This window comes from Microbacterium sp. PF5 (assembly GCF_004794315.1).
Lineage (GTDB): Bacteria > Actinomycetota > Actinomycetes > Actinomycetales > Microbacteriaceae > Microbacterium > Microbacterium sufflavum.
In genome coordinates this window covers 12,878-29,573 of record NZ_SSDQ01000054.1, presented here as the reverse complement: position 1 = coordinate 29,573, position 16,696 = coordinate 12,878, and the positions used below count along the sequence as shown (strand labels likewise).

Annotated in this window: 12 protein-coding genes; 9 read left to right on the top strand and 3 right to left on the bottom strand. The window is 72.3% G+C overall.

Features of this window, described 5'->3' with window-relative positions; all coding sequences use genetic code 11:
* The first annotated feature begins 35 nt into the window (after positions 1-35).
* The 3 genes from DW297_RS03310 to DW297_RS03300 all read left to right on the top strand — a co-directional run bounded on the left by DW297_RS03310 (position 36) and on the right by DW297_RS03300 (position 8,253).
* Positions 36-491, top strand: a complete 456-nt coding sequence (locus DW297_RS03310; RefSeq protein ID WP_136029343.1) for an adenylyltransferase/cytidyltransferase family protein — start codon at positions 36-38, stop codon at positions 489-491.
* 201 nt (positions 492-692) lie between these two features.
* Entirely contained in the window at positions 693-4,346 is a 3,654-nt protein-coding gene (locus DW297_RS03305) for a fibrinogen-like YCDxxxxGGGW domain-containing protein (protein WP_136029340.1), read from the top strand.
* 40 nt (positions 4,347-4,386) lie between these two features.
* Positions 4,387-8,253, top strand: a complete 3,867-nt coding sequence (locus DW297_RS03300; RefSeq protein ID WP_136029338.1) for a fibrinogen-like YCDxxxxGGGW domain-containing protein — start codon at positions 4,387-4,389, stop codon at positions 8,251-8,253.
* Between the two features lie 61 nt (positions 8,254-8,314).
* Here DW297_RS03300 and DW297_RS03295 read toward each other — a convergent pair whose 3' ends face one another.
* A complete protein-coding gene (locus tag DW297_RS03295) occupies positions 8,315-8,707 on the bottom strand; it encodes an SIP domain-containing protein (RefSeq protein WP_136029336.1) in 393 nt (130 codons plus the stop codon).
* Between the two features lie 115 nt (positions 8,708-8,822).
* Here DW297_RS03295 and DW297_RS03290 point away from each other — a divergent pair, with 115 nt between their 5' ends.
* The 6 genes from DW297_RS03290 to DW297_RS03265 are packed head-to-tail and all read left to right on the top strand — an operon-like array spanning position 8,823 to position 14,711.
* Entirely contained in the window at positions 8,823-9,326 is a 504-nt protein-coding gene (locus DW297_RS03290) for a hypothetical protein (protein ID WP_206251856.1), read from the top strand.
* Positions 9,323-10,300 carry a cation transporter gene (locus DW297_RS03285; protein WP_136029334.1) on the top strand — a complete coding sequence of 326 codons (978 nt, stop codon included), beginning with the start codon at positions 9,323-9,325 and terminating at the stop codon, positions 10,298-10,300. The genes DW297_RS03290 and DW297_RS03285 overlap by 4 nt, the downstream gene beginning before the upstream one ends.
* Entirely contained in the window at positions 10,297-11,196 is a 900-nt protein-coding gene (locus DW297_RS03280) for an alpha/beta fold hydrolase (protein WP_136029333.1), read from the top strand. Before DW297_RS03285 ends, DW297_RS03280 begins: the two co-directional genes overlap by 4 nt.
* Before the next feature lie 9 nt (positions 11,197-11,205).
* Entirely contained in the window at positions 11,206-11,469 is a 264-nt protein-coding gene (locus DW297_RS03275) for a glutaredoxin family protein (protein ID WP_136029330.1), read from the top strand.
* A 30-nt stretch (positions 11,470-11,499) separates the two neighbouring features.
* Positions 11,500-12,891 (top strand): MFS transporter, encoded by a 1,392-nt coding sequence (locus DW297_RS03270; RefSeq protein WP_136029329.1) that lies wholly within the window; start codon positions 11,500-11,502, stop codon positions 12,889-12,891.
* A 26-nt stretch (positions 12,892-12,917) separates the two neighbouring features.
* A complete protein-coding gene (locus DW297_RS03265; protein ID WP_136029326.1) occupies positions 12,918-14,711 on the top strand; it encodes an aldehyde dehydrogenase family protein in 1,794 nt (597 codons plus the stop codon).
* Between the two features lie 10 nt (positions 14,712-14,721).
* Here DW297_RS03265 and pip read toward each other — a convergent pair whose 3' ends face one another.
* Both pip and ypfJ read right to left on the bottom strand, forming a co-directional pair.
* On the bottom strand, positions 14,722-15,696 hold the full coding sequence (gene pip, locus DW297_RS03260; protein ID WP_205812613.1) for a prolyl aminopeptidase: 975 nt from the start codon (positions 15,694-15,696) through the stop codon (positions 14,722-14,724).
* Positions 15,697-15,764: 68 nt separating this feature from the next.
* Positions 15,765-16,649: a KPN_02809 family neutral zinc metallopeptidase gene (gene ypfJ / locus DW297_RS03255; RefSeq protein ID WP_136029324.1), complete on the bottom strand. Its 885-nt coding sequence runs from the start codon at positions 16,647-16,649 to the stop codon at positions 15,765-15,767.
* Positions 16,650-16,696: the final 47 nt, after the last annotated feature.

The window sequence follows — 16,696 nt, the reverse complement described above, 5'->3', positions numbered from 1 at the left end:
CCGCTTAACTGGGGATTTAGTGATCTGGGGAGATCATGGGGACGCGTATCGGCTATGCCGTCGGAGCATTCGACCTTTTCCATGTGGGGCATCTGAATCTGCTCCGGCATGCCAAGCAGCACTGCGACATCCTGATCGCGGGCGTCGTGAGCGACGAGATGCTGCGGCAGGTCAAGGGCATCGAGCCGGTCATCCCGACCGCCGAGCGCGCAGAGATCGTCAAGCACATCTCGTTCGTGGACGACGTCTACATCGAGACCACGCCCTCGAAGATGGACTCCTGGAGAGACGTGCAGTTCACGCACTTCTTCAAGGGCGACGACTGGCGAGGCACCGACAAGGGCCTGCGCCTCGAGCGCGAGTTCGCCGAGGTCGGCGTCGAGGTCGTCTACTTCCCGTACACCGCGCATACGTCGAGCTCCGCGCTCCGTCGTGCGCTCGACGCCATCACCGCCAACGCGGCCGGCGCCGCTACGGCGTCCACCCGCTGACGCGACGCGACCCTTCGGGGGCGGACACCGGCGTCCGCCCCCGAAGCGCGCCACTCGTGCCATGAACCGAGGAGTGCGCAGGACTCCGAGCGTGCCGGCGGCATGCTCGGACGCAGCGACCTAGGCGCCGTCCGACCCGGGACCCCCACCGGGAGCGACGCCGAGCCCGCGCTCCGCCGCGGATCACTCCGGAAGGACACGATGCGAACCGACGCGATTCGGTGGGGGAACAGATCTGCGCGCACGCTGGTGGCGCTGGCCGCCGCGGCCACGCTGGTCGGCTCCCTGCTCGCACCCCTGTCGGCGCCCTCCGCGCGCGCCGCCGGGACCGGGAGCGCAGCTCCCGACGGACGCACCGCCGAGACCGCCGCCGCATCGTGCTGGGAGATCAAGCAGAACGACCCCGATTCGGACGACGGCGTCTACTGGCTGGTCACGCCGACGCTCGTCGCTCCGCAGCAGTTCTACTGCGCTCAGGAGGAGTACGGCGGCGGATGGGTGATGATCGGGCGTGGCCGCGAGGGGTGGAGCGAGGACTACGCCGGGCAGGGCGCGCCGACGCAGCTCGCCGAGACGCCGGACGGCCCCGGCGCCTTCACCCCGATCCAGCTTCCGGCGAAGACCGTGGACGGCCTCCTCGACGGGGGCCGGGTCGACAAGCTCGCAGACGGCGTGCGGGTGCACCGCGCCTCCTCGATCGACGGGACCTACGGTCAGGAGGTGCGCTTCCGCATCCAGCAGCGCGACCGCTGGACCTGGGCGCTGGGCGGCGCCAACCCCCTGCGCGACTGGGTGTTCGACGGCACGAGCGGCACGGGTGGGAGCTCCCGGAGCTTCGGCGAGGGTGACGGGTGGCATGTCTCGTCGTTCGTCCGCCGCTCGACGCACAAGAAGAAGGCGGGGTGGGCGTACGGCCGCACGGTGACCGGAACCGGCGACAGCTCGTCGTACCTGTGGGCTCCGGCGGGCGAGGGCTACGCGATCCCGTTCGCGCAGGTCTTCGTCCGCCCGAAGCTCCGGCTGTCCGATCTCTCGTTCCCGACGGCACCCGTCACCGGCACGCCCGCCGCAGCCGTGCGCGCCCTCCCCCGCAGCACCGCGATGAAGACGCAGTGGGGTGTGGCCCAGTCGGCGCAGGACGAGGACGGGAGTGCCGCCGTGCGCGCCTTCGGGCAGGCGGGCGCGAGCGTGTTCGTCGGCGGCGACTTCCGGTACGTGCAGCGCACCGAGTCGGGGATCGGTCGCGCGGAGCAGCCGTACCTCGCGGCCTTCGATGTGACGACGGGCGAATGGCTCCCGCGATTCCGACCGGACCTGGACGGCGAGGTGACCGCCATGACCACCCTGCCCGACGGTCGCCTGGCGATCGGCGGCCGGTTCACGACCGTCGACGGCGCGCCGCAACCGGGGCTCGCCCTGCTCGACCCGAGCACCGGCCGCCTGGCCGGCCCCCAGGTGACGGTGGAGCAGCGCGAGACCGCGCGCACACCGGCGGTGCTCGGCCTCGACGTGCACGGCGACGAGCTCTACCTCGCAGGGTCGTTCACCCACCTGTCCGCCGCGGACGCCGACGCCGCGACGCCCGCGCACAACGGCGGACGGATCGACCTCGCCACCGGCCTCCCCGACCCGGAGTGGAACCCCGATCTGAACGGCACCGCGCTGGCGATCGACGCGTCCGACCTCGGCGACCGCGCGTACGTCGCCGGGTACTTCACGGCGACGCGCACCACCCCGTCCCGGAGCGCGGCCGCGCTGACGACCGCGCCGGGTGCCGCTCCGGTGCCTCCCCTGTGGGCACCGGCATTCAGCGCGACCGGAGTCCCTGCACGCGCCGTGGTGGAGACGGGCGGGCGCGTCTACCTCGGTTCGACGCGCCGCTCGATCGCCGCATACGACCACGCCACCTTTCGCGTGCTCACCGGGTCGACGGCCTCGGGCGGCTCCGACATCCGGAGCATCCTCGCCGCCGGAACGGTGGTGATCGGCGGCTGCGCGTGCGGGCGCTACACCTACCAGTACCAGGGTGAGACGCTGAAGCGGAAGACGCGCAAGATGCGGGCGAGGGCGCTCCAGGTCGATCGCCTCGACGGCCTGGGTGCCTGGGATGGGGCCACCGGCGTCTTCCTCCCCGACTGGGCGCCGCGGCTCGGCTTCGCGGGTCACCTCGGCGTGCAGCGCAGCTTCGTCGACAGCGCGGGAGCGCTGTGGGTCGGCGGTGACCTCGACCGCTCGGTCCGCGCCGGCGGTTCGACGCAGTGGTCGGGTGGCTTCGCCCGGTTCGCCCCGGGGGACAGCACGCCGCCCACCACCCCGGGGCCGATCACCTCCACCCCGGTCGCGGGCGGCGAGCAGGCCGTGCTCACCTGGGGCGCGTCGACCGACACCACGGACGTCGTCTACGAGGTGCTGCGCGGGGACCGTGTGGTCGCCACCACCACGGCATCGACCTACACCGTGCCGATCACCGCCGACCCCACCGCGTACCAGGTCAGAGCGCGTGACACCGCGGGCAACCGATCGGCGGGCACCGCGGCCTTCGTCGTGCAGCCCCCCTCCCCGGCCGACCTCACGTTCATCGGCGACCGCGACACCTGGACGTGGCGCTATTCGGCGACCGCCCCTCCCTCCGACTGGACGACGCCGGGCTTCGACGACTCCTCCTGGCACACCGGGTCCGGACTGTTCGGCGCCGGGGTGCGGGGTGCAGCCACCACGCTCAGCCGTGGGGGCGGGCGACCGCTGAGCGCGCAGTTCCGCAAGTCGTTCGAGGTGCAGAACGCTGCCACCGTCACGAACGCACGCGTTTCCGTGATCGCCGACGACGGCGCCGTGCTCACACTCAACGGCACCGAACTCGGACGCATCCGCATGCCGGACGGACAGGTCACCGCGGACACGCTCGCGACGCAGGCCGTCTCACCGCTCGAGGCGGCCGGGGGGCGGGTCGTGATCCCGATCCCCGCGGACGCCCTGATCGAGGGCACGAACGTGCTCGCCGTCTCGGTGCACACCGCCGACCGCGCACGGCCCGCCCTCGGATTCGACCTGGCCCTCATCGGCGAGCGCGCTGCCCCACCGCAGCCCGTCACCGGCCTGTCCGCGACGAGCACCGCCGACACGATCGCCCTCACGTGGCGCGCCCCGGCCGGGGGCACGGCCCCGGCGTCGTACGTGATCCGCCGTGACGGGAAGCAGGTGGGCATCGTCGCCGCGCCGACCGTCGCGTTCTCCGACGGAGACCTCGCCGCCTCGGCGGGACACCGCTACACCGTGGTCGCCGTCGCGGCCGACGGACAGGCCTCGACCGCGGCGACCCTTCAGGCCAGCACCACGGCGGACGCGCCCATCGCGATCGCGAACGGATCCGCGTGGTCATGGCGGTACACGAACGCCGCCCTCCCCGCCGGATGGAACACGCTCGGCTTCGACGCCTCGGGATGGGCGACGGGCGCGGCGCTGCTCGGCCGGGGTGCGCGCGTCGCGACCGACATCGATCCCGGCCATCAGTCGACCTCGCCGATCAGCGCCCAGTTCCGCCACGAGTTCACCGTCACCCACCCCGCCACCGTGCGAGACGGCACGGTCACGGTGATCGCCGACGACGGCGTGGTCGTGTACCTCAACGGCGTCGAGCTCGGCCGGGCGCGCATGCCGGGCGGCGCGATCGGCCAGAACACGTTCGCCTCGGCGTCGGCGGCTGCTCGGGGCGCCTCGGCACGCCGCGTCTCGTTCGTCGTTCCCGCCCGCCTGCTGGTGAAGGGCACGAACGTGCTCGCCGCCTCGGTGCACGCCAACTACCGCACCACACCGGATCTGAGCTTCGACCTCGCCATGACCATGGCTCGCGGCTGACCTCACGCCGCACCCCGCCCCCCATCAGGAAGGAACAACAATGACCAGAAGCACGCAGAGGGGCTCCGCCCGCGCGGGCGCCCTCGTGGGGATCGCGACGGTCGCGGTCCTGGCGGGCTCGCTCCTGGCGCCACTCGGCGCCTCAGCGACCGAGAACGCGCTCGACGCGAACGCGCCCGTCGAGATCGCGGCGGCCGAGAACGCGCCGACCGAGAACGCTCCGGTGGCGGGCGCCAGCGCACCGGACGGGCTCACCCCGGAGACCGCGGCCGCCTCCTGCTGGGAGATCAAGCAGAACAACCCCGGGTCGGCGGACGGGGTGTACTGGTTGGTCACGCCCACGCTCGTGGACCCGCAGCAGTTCTACTGCGACCAGACCACCCTCGGCGGAGGCTGGGTCATGATCGGCCGCGGACGCGAGGGGTGGAAGGAGAACTACAACGGCGTGGGAACGCCCGAGCAGATCACCACGACACCCTCGGGGACGGCCGCTTTCGCGCCGGCACAGCTGCCGGCCAAGACCGTCGACGGGCTCCTCGACGGCGCCCGTCCCGACCAGCTCCCTCCGGACAGCATCCGCGTGCACCGCGCATCGGCCGTCGACGGCAGCCGGTGGCAGGAGGTTCGCTTCAGCCTCGCGCGCCGCGACCGCTGGAACTGGACCATGGCCGGCGGCAACCCGATCAAGGACTGGATCATCGGCGGCTTCACCGGCACCGGCGGCTGGACGGGTGCCGTCGGCTGGGGCGGCCCCTCACAGTCGGGCTTCGGGCACGACACGGGATGGAACGGCTCCTACTTCGCCCAGCGGCAGTCACACCGGTACCTGATGGGCTGGTCGTACGGCGCCGAGATCACCGGGCAGGACACCCCGACGTCGTACCTGTGGGCCCCGGCGGGCGCCGGCTTCGCGATCCCCTTCGCGCAGATGTTCGTACGGCCGCAGCTGAAGCTCGCCGATCTCGACTTCGGTACCGTGCCCGCCACGGGCACGGCCGCCTCGACGCTGCGCTCGATCCCCGACAGCAACGCCCAGCGCACCGTGTGGGGTGTCTCCGGCCTCGCCAACGGCAAGGACGGGGAGCTCAACGTCGAAGTCGCGGAGTTCGGTCAGGTCGGGAACACCGTGTTCGCCGGAGGGAACTTCCGGTATGTGCAGCAGTCACGAGACGGCGCCGGACGGGTCGAGCAGCCGTACCTCGCGGGCTTCGACGTGAACAGCGGACAGTGGGTGTCGACGTTCCGGCCGCAGCTCAACGGACAGGTCAAGGCGATCGCCGCACTGCCAGACGGACGCGTGGCCATCGGCGGCCAGTTCACCCAGGTCGACGGCACCCCTCAGGTCGGCCTCGCGTTCCTCGACCCGACGACCGGCCGGCTCTCCGGGCCGCAGGTGGCCGTGCAGAGCCGCGCCGTCGGTGCCGTGCCCTCGGTGCACGACCTGGACGTGAAGAACGGCTACCTCTACGTCGCCGGGGCCATGACGCATCTCACGGCCGTGGGCTCGGGAAAGAGCGCGAGCGCCTGGAACGGTGGTCGCATCCTCCTGTCCACCAGCACCCCGGACACGAACTGGAACGCGAACCTGAACGGCACGGCCATCGCGGTCGACGCCTCGGACCGCGGTGACCGCACGTACTTCTCCGGCTACTTCACGCGGAAGCAGACGACGTCGACGCCGAGCGCCGTCGCGCTGCAGACCGTGGCCGGCGCTCCGCTGGTGTCGCCGCTGTGGGTCCCGACGTTCAGCGAGGCGACCGTCGACGCGAACGGCAACTATCAGGGCTACATCTGGCAGAACGGGGTGACCGAGGTCGGCGACCGCGTGTATCTCGGCGGCTCGCAACACTCGCTGTTCTCCTACGACCGCTCCACCTTCCAGCTGGTCGGCGGCTCGATCGCGCACGACGGCGGCGACATGCAGACCGTCGACGACAACGGCTCGGTGGTCATCGCGGGCTGCCACTGCGGCGACGAGGTCTACCAGGACAAGTACCTCAAGCGGGAGATCACGGAACCCTGGACAGAGGTCGACAAGATCAACCTCGCCGGAGCCTGGGACGCGGCGACCGGACACTACATCCCCGACTGGTCTCCCGTGGTCCGTTCGCGTGCGGGGCAGGGCGTGTGGGGCTCGTTCTTCGACAGCACCGGGACGCTGTGGGTCGGCGGCGACCTGACCGACTCGATGCGGGCGGGTGGCGTGAACCAGTGGTCGGGCGGCTTCATCCGCTTCGCCCCCCGCGACAGCACCGCGCCGACGACACCCGGTCCGATCTCCGCGACGCCCACGGCGAGCGGGGATCAGCAGGTGCTCACGTGGGGCGGCTCCACGGACGCCGGTGGCGGGCTCGTGTACGAGGTGCTGCGCGGCAACCGCGTCGTGGCGACCACCACGGCCGCGACCTATACGGCGCCCGTCACCGCCGAGCCGACGAACTGGTTCGTGCGGGCGCGCGACGCGGTGGGCAACCGGTCGGCCAGCACGGCCGCGTTCACGGTCGAACCCGCTCCGGCGTCGGCGCTGACCCTGATCGGCAACGGCGACACGTGGTCGTGGCGGTCATCCACGGACCCGCTCCCGTCGACCTGGTCGGAGGCCGACTTCGACGACGCGGACTGGACGGTCGGCCGGGCACTGTTCGGCCGCGGCATCAGCGGCGCCACCACCGACCTCGATCCGTCCGACGCCGCGACGAAGCCGGTGAGCGCGCAGTTCCGGAAGAGCTTCGCGGTGCAGGACGCCGCCTCGGTGGTCGACGGCACCGTCTCGGTCATCGCGAACGACGGCGTGATCCTCTACCTGAACGGGAAGGAGCTGGGGCGCGTGCGGATGCCGGACGGCACCCCGACGCAGAACACGACGGCGACCGCGGTGGTCTCGCAGAAGACCGCGTCGGGAGCGAGGTCCGTGTTCTCGGTACCGGCGGGCACCCTCGTCGACGGCACCAACGTGCTCGCGGCATCGGTCCACGCCAACTACCGGGCGACACCGGACCTCGGCTTCGACCTCGCCTTCACGGCACGGCGCTCCACCGCGCCGGGCCCCGTGACCAACCTCACGGCCACCGCCACCGCGGATTCGGCGACACTGTCGTGGACGGCGCCGGCGAGCGCGAACACGGCCGCGTCGTATGTGATCACGCGGGCTGGGAACCAGGTCGGAACCGTCGCCGCGCCGGAGACGGCGTTCACGGAGACGGACCTCGCGGCCTCGACGGCGTACGAGTACGGTGTGACGGCGCTCGGCGCGGACGGCGAAGCCTCACCGGTCACCGCCGTCACCGCTACGACGACCGCGACGGCCCCCGACCCTGTTCCGGATCCCGACGCGGGCGGCGACCAGAAGGCCGATCCCGATCAGGACGCCGCTCCCGACGCCGATCCGGCGGCCGACGCGGTGACCGTCGCCGAGGGCTCCACCTGGTCGTGGCGCTCCTCGACCGAGGCGCTCCCGGCCGACTGGAACGCCGTCGGGTTCGACGACTCGGACTGGAGCACGGGTGAGGCGCTGTTCGGCCGGGGCGTGACCTCCGCGACCACCGACCTCGGCGCGGGCGGTGACACCGCACCGCTGAGCGCCCAGTTCCGGCACACCTTCACCGTGGACGACCCGGCGGCGGTGCACGACGGCTCGGTCACGGTGGTCGCGGACGACGGTGTCGTGCTCTACCTGAACGGGGTCGAGCTCGGGCGGAGCAATCTTCCCGACGGCGCGATCACCGCGGAGACGTACGCCACGGCGGCGCCCCGGGCGACGACCGCGGCGGCCCACCGCGTCACCTTCACCGTTCCGGCGAAGCTCCTCACGAAGGGAGAGAACGTGCTCGCGGCATCCGTGCACGCCAACTTCCATCTCTCCCCGGACCTGAGCTTCGATCTCGGACTGACCATGCCGCGCGGCTGAGGTCAGGTCAGGACCAGAGGGCGTCCTTCCCGATCCGATCGGGGAGGGCGCCCTCGTCCGCTCAGTTCGCGACGCCGAGCAGGCTGCGTGCCATCCGGGCCACGTGCGGCGGGGTGTGCGGACCGAGCCAGACCGTCCAGTGCTCGGGCGGCTCCGTGCAGGTCCACTCGACGCACCACGCATGCACGGCACTCGCCAGCCGCTCGCCGCGCGCATGAGCCCTGATCCCCTCGTCGCGGACGAGCCAGCGCACGGAGACACCGGCGGGGGCATCGATGTGCCGGCGCGGAAGATGAGCGGCGGCCTCCAGCAGGATGACGCCCTGCGCGTCCCCCGGCAGCCGCGCCGCGATCCCGGCGATGACGCCCGCGTCCGCCGCATCGCCGGCCACGAGCACCACCCCCACGAGGTCGTCCCAGTCGGGGTCGTCCCGGTGCTCGCACGCGCTGCTCATGAGACCACCATAGGTAAGGATACCCTTACCTATCAAGACCCCACCGGGCTAGCGTGCACAGCCACCGCCGTCAACAGTGTTGTCGGCCGTCGTGGAGCCCGCGAGGCTGAGCGCCGTGAGTAGGAGTTCCTCGGATCGACCCGCCCGCGCCGGGCGCACCGCCGCGGCCGTCGCCGGGCTGCTGATCGCGGCACTGCTGGCGGGCTGCGGGATCACGGTGCCCAGCGACCCCGACGGCACGTTGAACGCCGTGACGGGCGGCGAGCTGCGCGTCGGGACCTCCCCCGACGGAGACCTCGTCGAGTTGTCCGGCGACGAACCACGAGGACCCGTCGTCGACCTCGTCGACGGCTTCGCGGCGCACCTCGATGCCGAGACGACCTGGACCGTCGCGTCGGAGGAGACCCTCGTGCGCATGCTCGAGCAGGGCGACCTCGACCTCATCGCCGGCGCCATCACCCCGGACACCCCCTGGATCGACAAAGCCGGAGTCACGCGCGGCTACCCCGGCATCGACGGCGCCGGCGACCGCGAGCTCGTGATGCTCGTGCCGCTCGGGGAGAACGCCTTCCTCTCGTCGCTCGAGTCGTACCTCGACCGGAAGGTGGGGTCGCCATGACGACGACCGGGCAGTTCGGACGGACGACCCTCCCGGACGAGCAGCAGCGCGCGATCCGGAAGGCGGTGCGGTGGGAGGTCTTCACGATCGTCTACACCTCGGTGACGATCGCCGTGATCGCCCTCGTGGTGGGCGAGTCGCAGGCCATGCGCACCGCGTGGATCGAGGACATGCTCTCCCTCATCCCGCAGGTGGCGTTCCTCACCGCGCTGCTCTTCGTGCGCCGCCGCCCCACGCGGAAGCACCCGTACGGGCTGCACAGGGCGATGGGCGTCGGTCACCTCGTCGCGGGTGTCGCCCTCCTCGCCGTGGGCCTCAACCTGGCCATCGAGGCGGTCACGGGACTCATCTCCGGCGAGCACCCCACCATCGGCACGGTGCAGCTGTTCGGGCAGACCATCTGGCTGGGCTGGCTCATGGTCGCGGTCATGGTCGTCGTGATCGTCGGACCCGTGTTCTTCTACGGACCGGCGAAGTCGAAGCTGGCACCCGTGCTGCACAACAAGCTGCTCTACGCCGACGCCGACATGGCGAAGGCCGACTGGCAGACGACGGTCGCCTCGATCGTCGGCGTGCTGGGGGTGGGCATCGGCATCTGGTGGCTGGACGGCGCTGCCGCCCTGTTCATCTCGCTCGGCATCATCTGGGACGGCTTCCGCAACACCAGGACCGCGATCGTGGATCTGATGGACCAGCGCGCCCGCACGTACGACAGCAAGAACCCGCACCCGCTCGCGGGCGACATCGTGTCGTATCTGCGCAGTCGCCCGTGGGTCGCCGAAGCCGCCGTGCGCATGCGCGATCAGGGTCAGGTGTTCCACATCGAGGCCTTCGTCGTGCCGCGCCGGGGCAAGGTCACCACGCACGACCTGTCCGCCGCGGCCGCCGGCATCACCGATCTCGACTGGAAGGTGCAGGACGTCGTGATCGCCCCGGTGGAGAAGCTGCCGGACGAGGCGGACCCCGGGCGATGACGGACGGCGAGCTGTTCCCGGGGTTCACCGAGGAGGTCGTGCGCACCGGCGCCTCCGACGTCTTCGTGCGGCACGGCGGCTCCGGGCCCCCCGTCGTCCTGCTGCACGGTCACCCGCGGACCTCCGCCACCTGGCATCGCGTGGCCCCGCTCCTGGTCGAGCAGGGGTTCACCGTGATCTGCCCCGACCTGCGCGGTTACGGTCGCTCGCGCGGACCCGCGCCCACGCCCGACCACTCCGCCCACTCGAAGCGGGCGGTGGCGGAGGACGTCCGCGGCGTCGCACGCCACCTCGGCCACGAGCGCTTCCACCTCGCGGGGCACGACCGGGGCAGCTACGTCGCGCTGCGTCTCGCCCTCGACTCCCCGGAGGCGGTCGAACGCGTCGCGCTGCTGGACTGCCTCCCACTCACGGAGCACCTCCGGCGCGCCGACGCCCGCTTCGCGACACGGTGGTGGCACTGGTTCTTCTTCGCGCAGCCCGACATCCCCGAGCGCGTGATCGGGGCCGACCCGGAGGCGTGGTACGCGCCCAAGGCGGATCCGGAGACCATGGGCGCCGCGAATCATGCGGAACTCGTCCGCACCGTGCACGACCCGTCCGTCGTGCGCGCGATGCTCGAGGACTACCGAGCCGGCCTCACGATCGACCGCGCGCACGAGGAGGCGGACGCCGCCGCGGGGCGCCGCCTGCGGATGCCCGCGCTCGTGCTGTGGTCGACGCGCGACGATCTGGAGGACCTCTACGGCGACCCGGTCCGCATCTGGCGGGCCTGGGCCGACGACGTGCGCGGGCACGGCATCGAGAGCGGCCATCACATGGCGGAGGAGGCCCCGGCACCCCTCGCCGCGGCGCTGGCCGCCTTCTTCGGCGCCACCCCCGCGGCGCGGACGTAGGCTGGAGGCATGACCTCACCCGTCTCCGACACCATCACCATGTTCGGCGCCGACTGGTGCCGCGACTGCATCCGCACCAAGAAGCAGCTCGACGAGCTGGGCGTCGCGTACACGTACGTCGACCTGGTCGCCGACCCCGCCGCCGCGGACATCGCGAAGGACATCTCGGGTCGCACCAACATCCCCGTCGTGGTGTACCCCGACTCGACCCACCACGTCGAGCCGTCGAACGCCGACGTGGAGTCGAAGCTGCGCGAGCTCTCGCTCATCTGACCGGCCCCATCGCGCCGCTACACTGGCGCGATGAGCACCGAGGCTCGACCCGACCGCGCCCCCGCCCGGCTGTCCCCCCGCACGATCGCGCTGTACGCCGTGGGCTCCGTCGGCACCGGCGGCTACGCGACGCTTCCCGGCCTGGTGCTGACCTACTTCCTCACCGACAACCTCGGCGTCGCCGCCCTCGCGGCCGGCCTGATCGTCACGCTCGCGAAGGTGTGGGACGTGCTGATCGATCCGCTGATCGGTGCCGCGTCCGACCGGCAACTCGCCCGCACCGGCTCTCGCCGCGGGTTCATGGTGGTCGGCGCCGTCACGCTCCCGGTGTTCTTCGCCCTCACCTTCGCGGTGCCGCCCGCCTGGGGTCCCGTGGCCGGGGCGCTCTGCGTGCTCCTGGCCTTCCTCGCGACGGCGACCGCGTTCAGCCTGTTCCAGGTGCCCTACGTCGCGCTGCCCGCCGAGCTGACGTCCGGCTACGACGAGCGCACGCGACTGCTGGGCTGGCGCGTGGTGGTGCTGACGGCCGCGATCCTGCTGTTCGGTGCCGGTGGTCCCGCACTCCGGACGGCCGCGCCCGACCCGGTCGCCGGGTATCTGCTAATGGGCGTCGCGGCGGGACTCGCGATCGGCGTCGGCATGCTCATCGCCGCGCGCACCGCCGCCGCGACCGGCGACGACCCCGCACGGCCGCGGGACCCCGCGGCATCGTCGGCGTGGCGGGAGCAGTACCTGTCCGGGTTCCGAGCGCTGCGCCGCAGTCAGCCGTTCCGCGCCCTGCTCGCCACGTTCCTGCTGCAGGCCCTCGCGACCGGCACGATGCTGGCCGGGGCCCAGTACGTGGCGACGTGGGTCCTGCGCTCGGAGGACGCGGTCACTCTCGTGTTCGTCGCCCTGGTCGGCCCGGCACTGCTGGCGACGCCCGCGTGGACGGCGGTCGCGCGTCGCCTCGGCAAGGAGCGGGCGTTCGCGATCGCCAGCTGCCTGTTCCTGCTGGCCGCGCTCTCCCTCGTCGCCGCGGTGTGGTCGCCCGGCGGGTGGATGTACGCCGCGGTCGCCGTGGCCGGCATCGCGTACGCGGGCCTGCAGTCGCTGCCGATGGCGATGCTGCCCGACGTGATCTCGCACGACGAGCGGTCGAGCCGCCCCGGACAGGCCGGCACGTTCACCGGCATCTGGACCGCGGGCGAGACGGTGGGCTTCGCGCTCGGAGCCACCGCCGTCTCGCTCACTCTGGCCGCGACGGGCTACGTCTCGACCGTCGCCGGGGAGGCGGTCGTGCAGCCGCCCGCCGCGATCACCGGCATCGTGCTGAGCTTCAGCGTGCTGCCCGCCGCACTCATGGCCGCGAGCCTGGCGACCCTCCGGCGCTACCGGCTGCGCCGGGAGGACATCGAGGCGCTGCAGACCACCGACGCCTAAGCTGGGACCGTCCGAAGGAGACGCCGATGACCCCTGCGCGCACGACAACGCCCGACTCCGACGCCACCGCCGCGACGGCCCCCGCCTCTCCCCCGCTGGGCGAGGGCGAGCAGGAGCGGTTCGACACCGCGATCGAGGAGCTGCACACCGGGACGCAGCTGTGGGCCGCGCTCACGATCGCCCAGCGCGCGACGCTGCTGCGACAGGTGCGCACGAGCGTCGCCGCGACCGCGGAGGACTGGGCGCGCACCGCCGCCGCCTCCAAGGGCCTCGACGCCCGGCACCCGCTGCGCGGCGAGGAGTGGCTCAGCGGTCCGTACAGCGTGCTCGGCGCGCTCGACGCCTCCATCGCCACGCTGACCCGCCTGGCCGATGGACGCAACCCGCTCGACGGCGTGAAGGTCGACCGCGCGCCGGGCGGCCGCGCCCGCGTGCACGCGTTCCCGCTCACGGGGATCGACCGCTTCCTGCTGTCGGGCTTCACGGGCGAGGTGTGGCTGCGGCCGGGCACAACGCCGAACGCCGCGCGGGCCAGGGCGGGACTGGCGCAGCGCACGCCGGCGCTGTCCGGCGGCGTGGGGCTCGTGCTCGGCGCCGGCAACGTGACCTCGATCCCCGTGCTCGACGTGCTGTACGAGCTGCTGGCGCACAACCGCACGGCCCTGCTCAAGGTCAATCCCACGCAGGACCCGCTGGTGCCGGTGTACAAGCGCGCCCTCGCCCCGCTGATCGAGCCCGGCTTCCTGCGGATCATGCGCGGCGGCCCGGCGGCGGGCGCCTACCTCACGCAGCACCCCGGGATCGCGCACGTGCACATCACCGGATCGGCCGCGACCTTCGACACGATCGTGTGGGGCCCCTCCTCGGGCGAGGGCGCCGCGGCGACGAAGCGGCGGCGGCGTGAGAACCGCCCGCTGCTGAAGAAGCCCATCACGGCCGAGCTCGGCGGCGTCTCCCCCATCATCGTGGTGCCCGGCCCGTGGACCGATGCCGACATCGCGTATCAGGCCGAGCACATCGCCACCATGCGGCTGCAGAACAGCGGGCACAACTGCATCGCCGGTCAGGTCGTGATCCTGTCCGCGGACTGGGATCGCGCCGACGCGTTCCGTGCCGCCCTGCGCCGCGCGTACGCCAACGCACCGGAACGCCCGACCTGGTACCCGGGTTCGGCGTCGCGGATGCAGACCGCCGCCGACGCCTACCCCGACGCGCTCGTGCTCGGCGACCGCCTGCTCGTCGAGGTCGACGGCGACGACGACGCCACGGCGCTGGAGAACACCGAGTACTTCGCCCCCGTGCTGGGCGTGGTGAGCCTGCCGGGCACGGGACAGGCGTTCCTGGACGCGGCGGTCGCGCACGCCAACGAGAAGCTGCAGGGCACGCTCGGCGCCAATCTGCTGATCGACCCGGCGACCGAGAAGGCGCTCGGCAGCGGGTTCGACCGGGCGCTCACCGCGCTGCACTACGGCTCGATCGCGATCAACGGCTGGACGGCGTTCGGCTTCATCACGCCGACCCTCACGTGGGGCGCGTTCCCCGGCAGCACGATCGACGACGTGGGCAGCGGCATCGGCGTGGTGCACAACGCGCTGCTGCTCGACGATGTCGAGCGCTCGGTGCTGCGCGGCCCGTTCCGCCCGTTCCCACGCTCCCTGCCGGTCCTGAACGGTGGCGGACGAGCGACCATCCTCCCGAAGCCGCCGTGGTTCGTGTCGGCCCGCACGGGCGCCGAGGTGAGCGAGGGTCTCACCCGGCACCGGGCGAACGGCGGCGTCGGCGGGCTGCTGGCGACGCTGACGAAGGCCCTGCGCGCCTGACGCCGCGGGGTCAGGCCTCCGCGCGGAACCGGTCGGTCGCGGCGCGGAGCGCGGCGCTGATGCCCGGCTCCGTGGCCGCGTGACCCGCATCGTCGACCACCACGAACTCGGACTCCGGCCACGCGCGGTGCAGATCCCACGCGGTCATCATGGGCGTCGCGACGTCGTGCCGACCCTGCACGATGACGGCCGGGATGTGCCGGATCGCGTCGACGCCCGCGATCAGCTGTCCCTCGTCCCACCAGCCGCCGTGCACGAAGAAGTGGTTCTCGATGCGCGCGAACGCGGTCGCCCGGCGCGGATCCGACATCGCCGCGATCTGCTCGGGGTCGGGGCGCAGCGTCACGGTCGCGGCCTCCCAGGTCGACCACGCGATCGCGGCGGGCACGTGCACCGCGGGGTCGGGGTCGAACAGCCGCCGGTGGTACGCCTCGATGAGCCGCGAGCGCTCCAGCACCGGGATCGGGGCGATGAACCGCTCCCACAGGTCGGGGAAGAGCGCCGCAGCCCCGCCCTCGTAGAACCACTCGAGCTCGGCGCGGCGCAGGGTGAAGATGCCGCGCAGGACGAGCTCGGTCACCACCTCCGGATGCGCCTGGGCGTAGGCGAGGGCGAGGGCGCTGCCCCACGAGCCCCCGAACACCTGCCACCGCGGGATGCCGAGGTTCTTGCGCAGCAGCTCGAGGTCGGCGATCAGGTGGGCCGTCGTGACGTGCCGCAGATCGGCGTCGGGCTCGCTGGCCGACGGGGTGCTGCGTCCGCACCCGCGCTGGTCGAGCAGCACGATGCGGTAGGCGTCGGGGTCGAAGAACCGGCGCTGCCACGGCGACGTGCCACTGCCGGGGCCGCCGTGCAGGAAGACCACCGGCTTGCCGTCGGGGTTGCCGCTGACCTCCCAGTACACGCGGTGGCCGTCGCCGACGAGCAGCTCGCCCGTGTCGTACGGCTCGATCGCGGGATAGAGTCCCTCGGTGTTCGTCATCATCGGCCCCCCAGCCGGTCGTGCAGTCGTGCGATCTCCACGGTAGCGGAGCGGTCGCCGCCGCCCGGGATCTACGGGTCGAGCTGGTCGGCGGGCAGCGTGAAGACCTGCCCGCACGCCTCGAGTCCGTTGGCGTAGCCCTCCGCGAACCAGCGCTGCCGCTGCTCGCTCGAGCCGTGCGTCCAGCTCTCCGGGTTCACGAAGCCGGACTGCTCCTGGATGTGGTCGTCACCGACAGCGAACGCCGCGTTGAGGGCGTCGACGCGCTGCTCCTCGGTCGACGGCTGCAGGTACGGCACCCCGTTCGGATCCGTGCTCTTCGACATCTGTCCGATCCACGCCCCCGCGTAGCAGTCGGCCTGCAGCTCGGTGCGCACCCCGTTGCTGCCGGGACCCGTGCCGTTGTTCGGGTACTGGTCCATGACCCCGGTGATGTACTGGATGTGGTGGCCCCACTCGTGGCCGACGATGTAGAGCTGCGCGAGGTTGCCGGCGGTCGCCCCGAACTGCTGCTGCATGAGCTGGAAGAACGTGGGGTCGATGTAGACCGTCTCGTCGCCCGGGCAGAAGAAGGGGCCGACGGCGTTCGACGCGGTGCCGCAGGCCGTGGGGGTCGAGCCGTCGACGACGATGAGCTGCGGGGCACGGTACCCCTCGACGTGGTCCTCCCAGAACGCATCGAGCGCGAGCTGCGATCCGGCCATGCGGCAGTCGACGTCGGCGTTGGCGTCGGCCCCCGTGTCGCAGTTCTCGATCACCGACCCCTCGGCGGGACCGCCGCCACCGCTCGGTGCCCCTCCGCCGACGAGTCCGGACAGGTCGATCCCCAGCAGCGGACCGGCGATGAGGGCGAGCAGGCCGAGGACGCCGATACCGGTGCCACCGGCGATCGCAGCCGTGCGTCCGCGACGGCGCGTGGTGTTGCCGGAGAGGTCGGCATCGGGATTGAACGTCATGCGTCGAGGGTACTCCGCGCACCCCCGCGCCGACGGTCGTAGGCTCG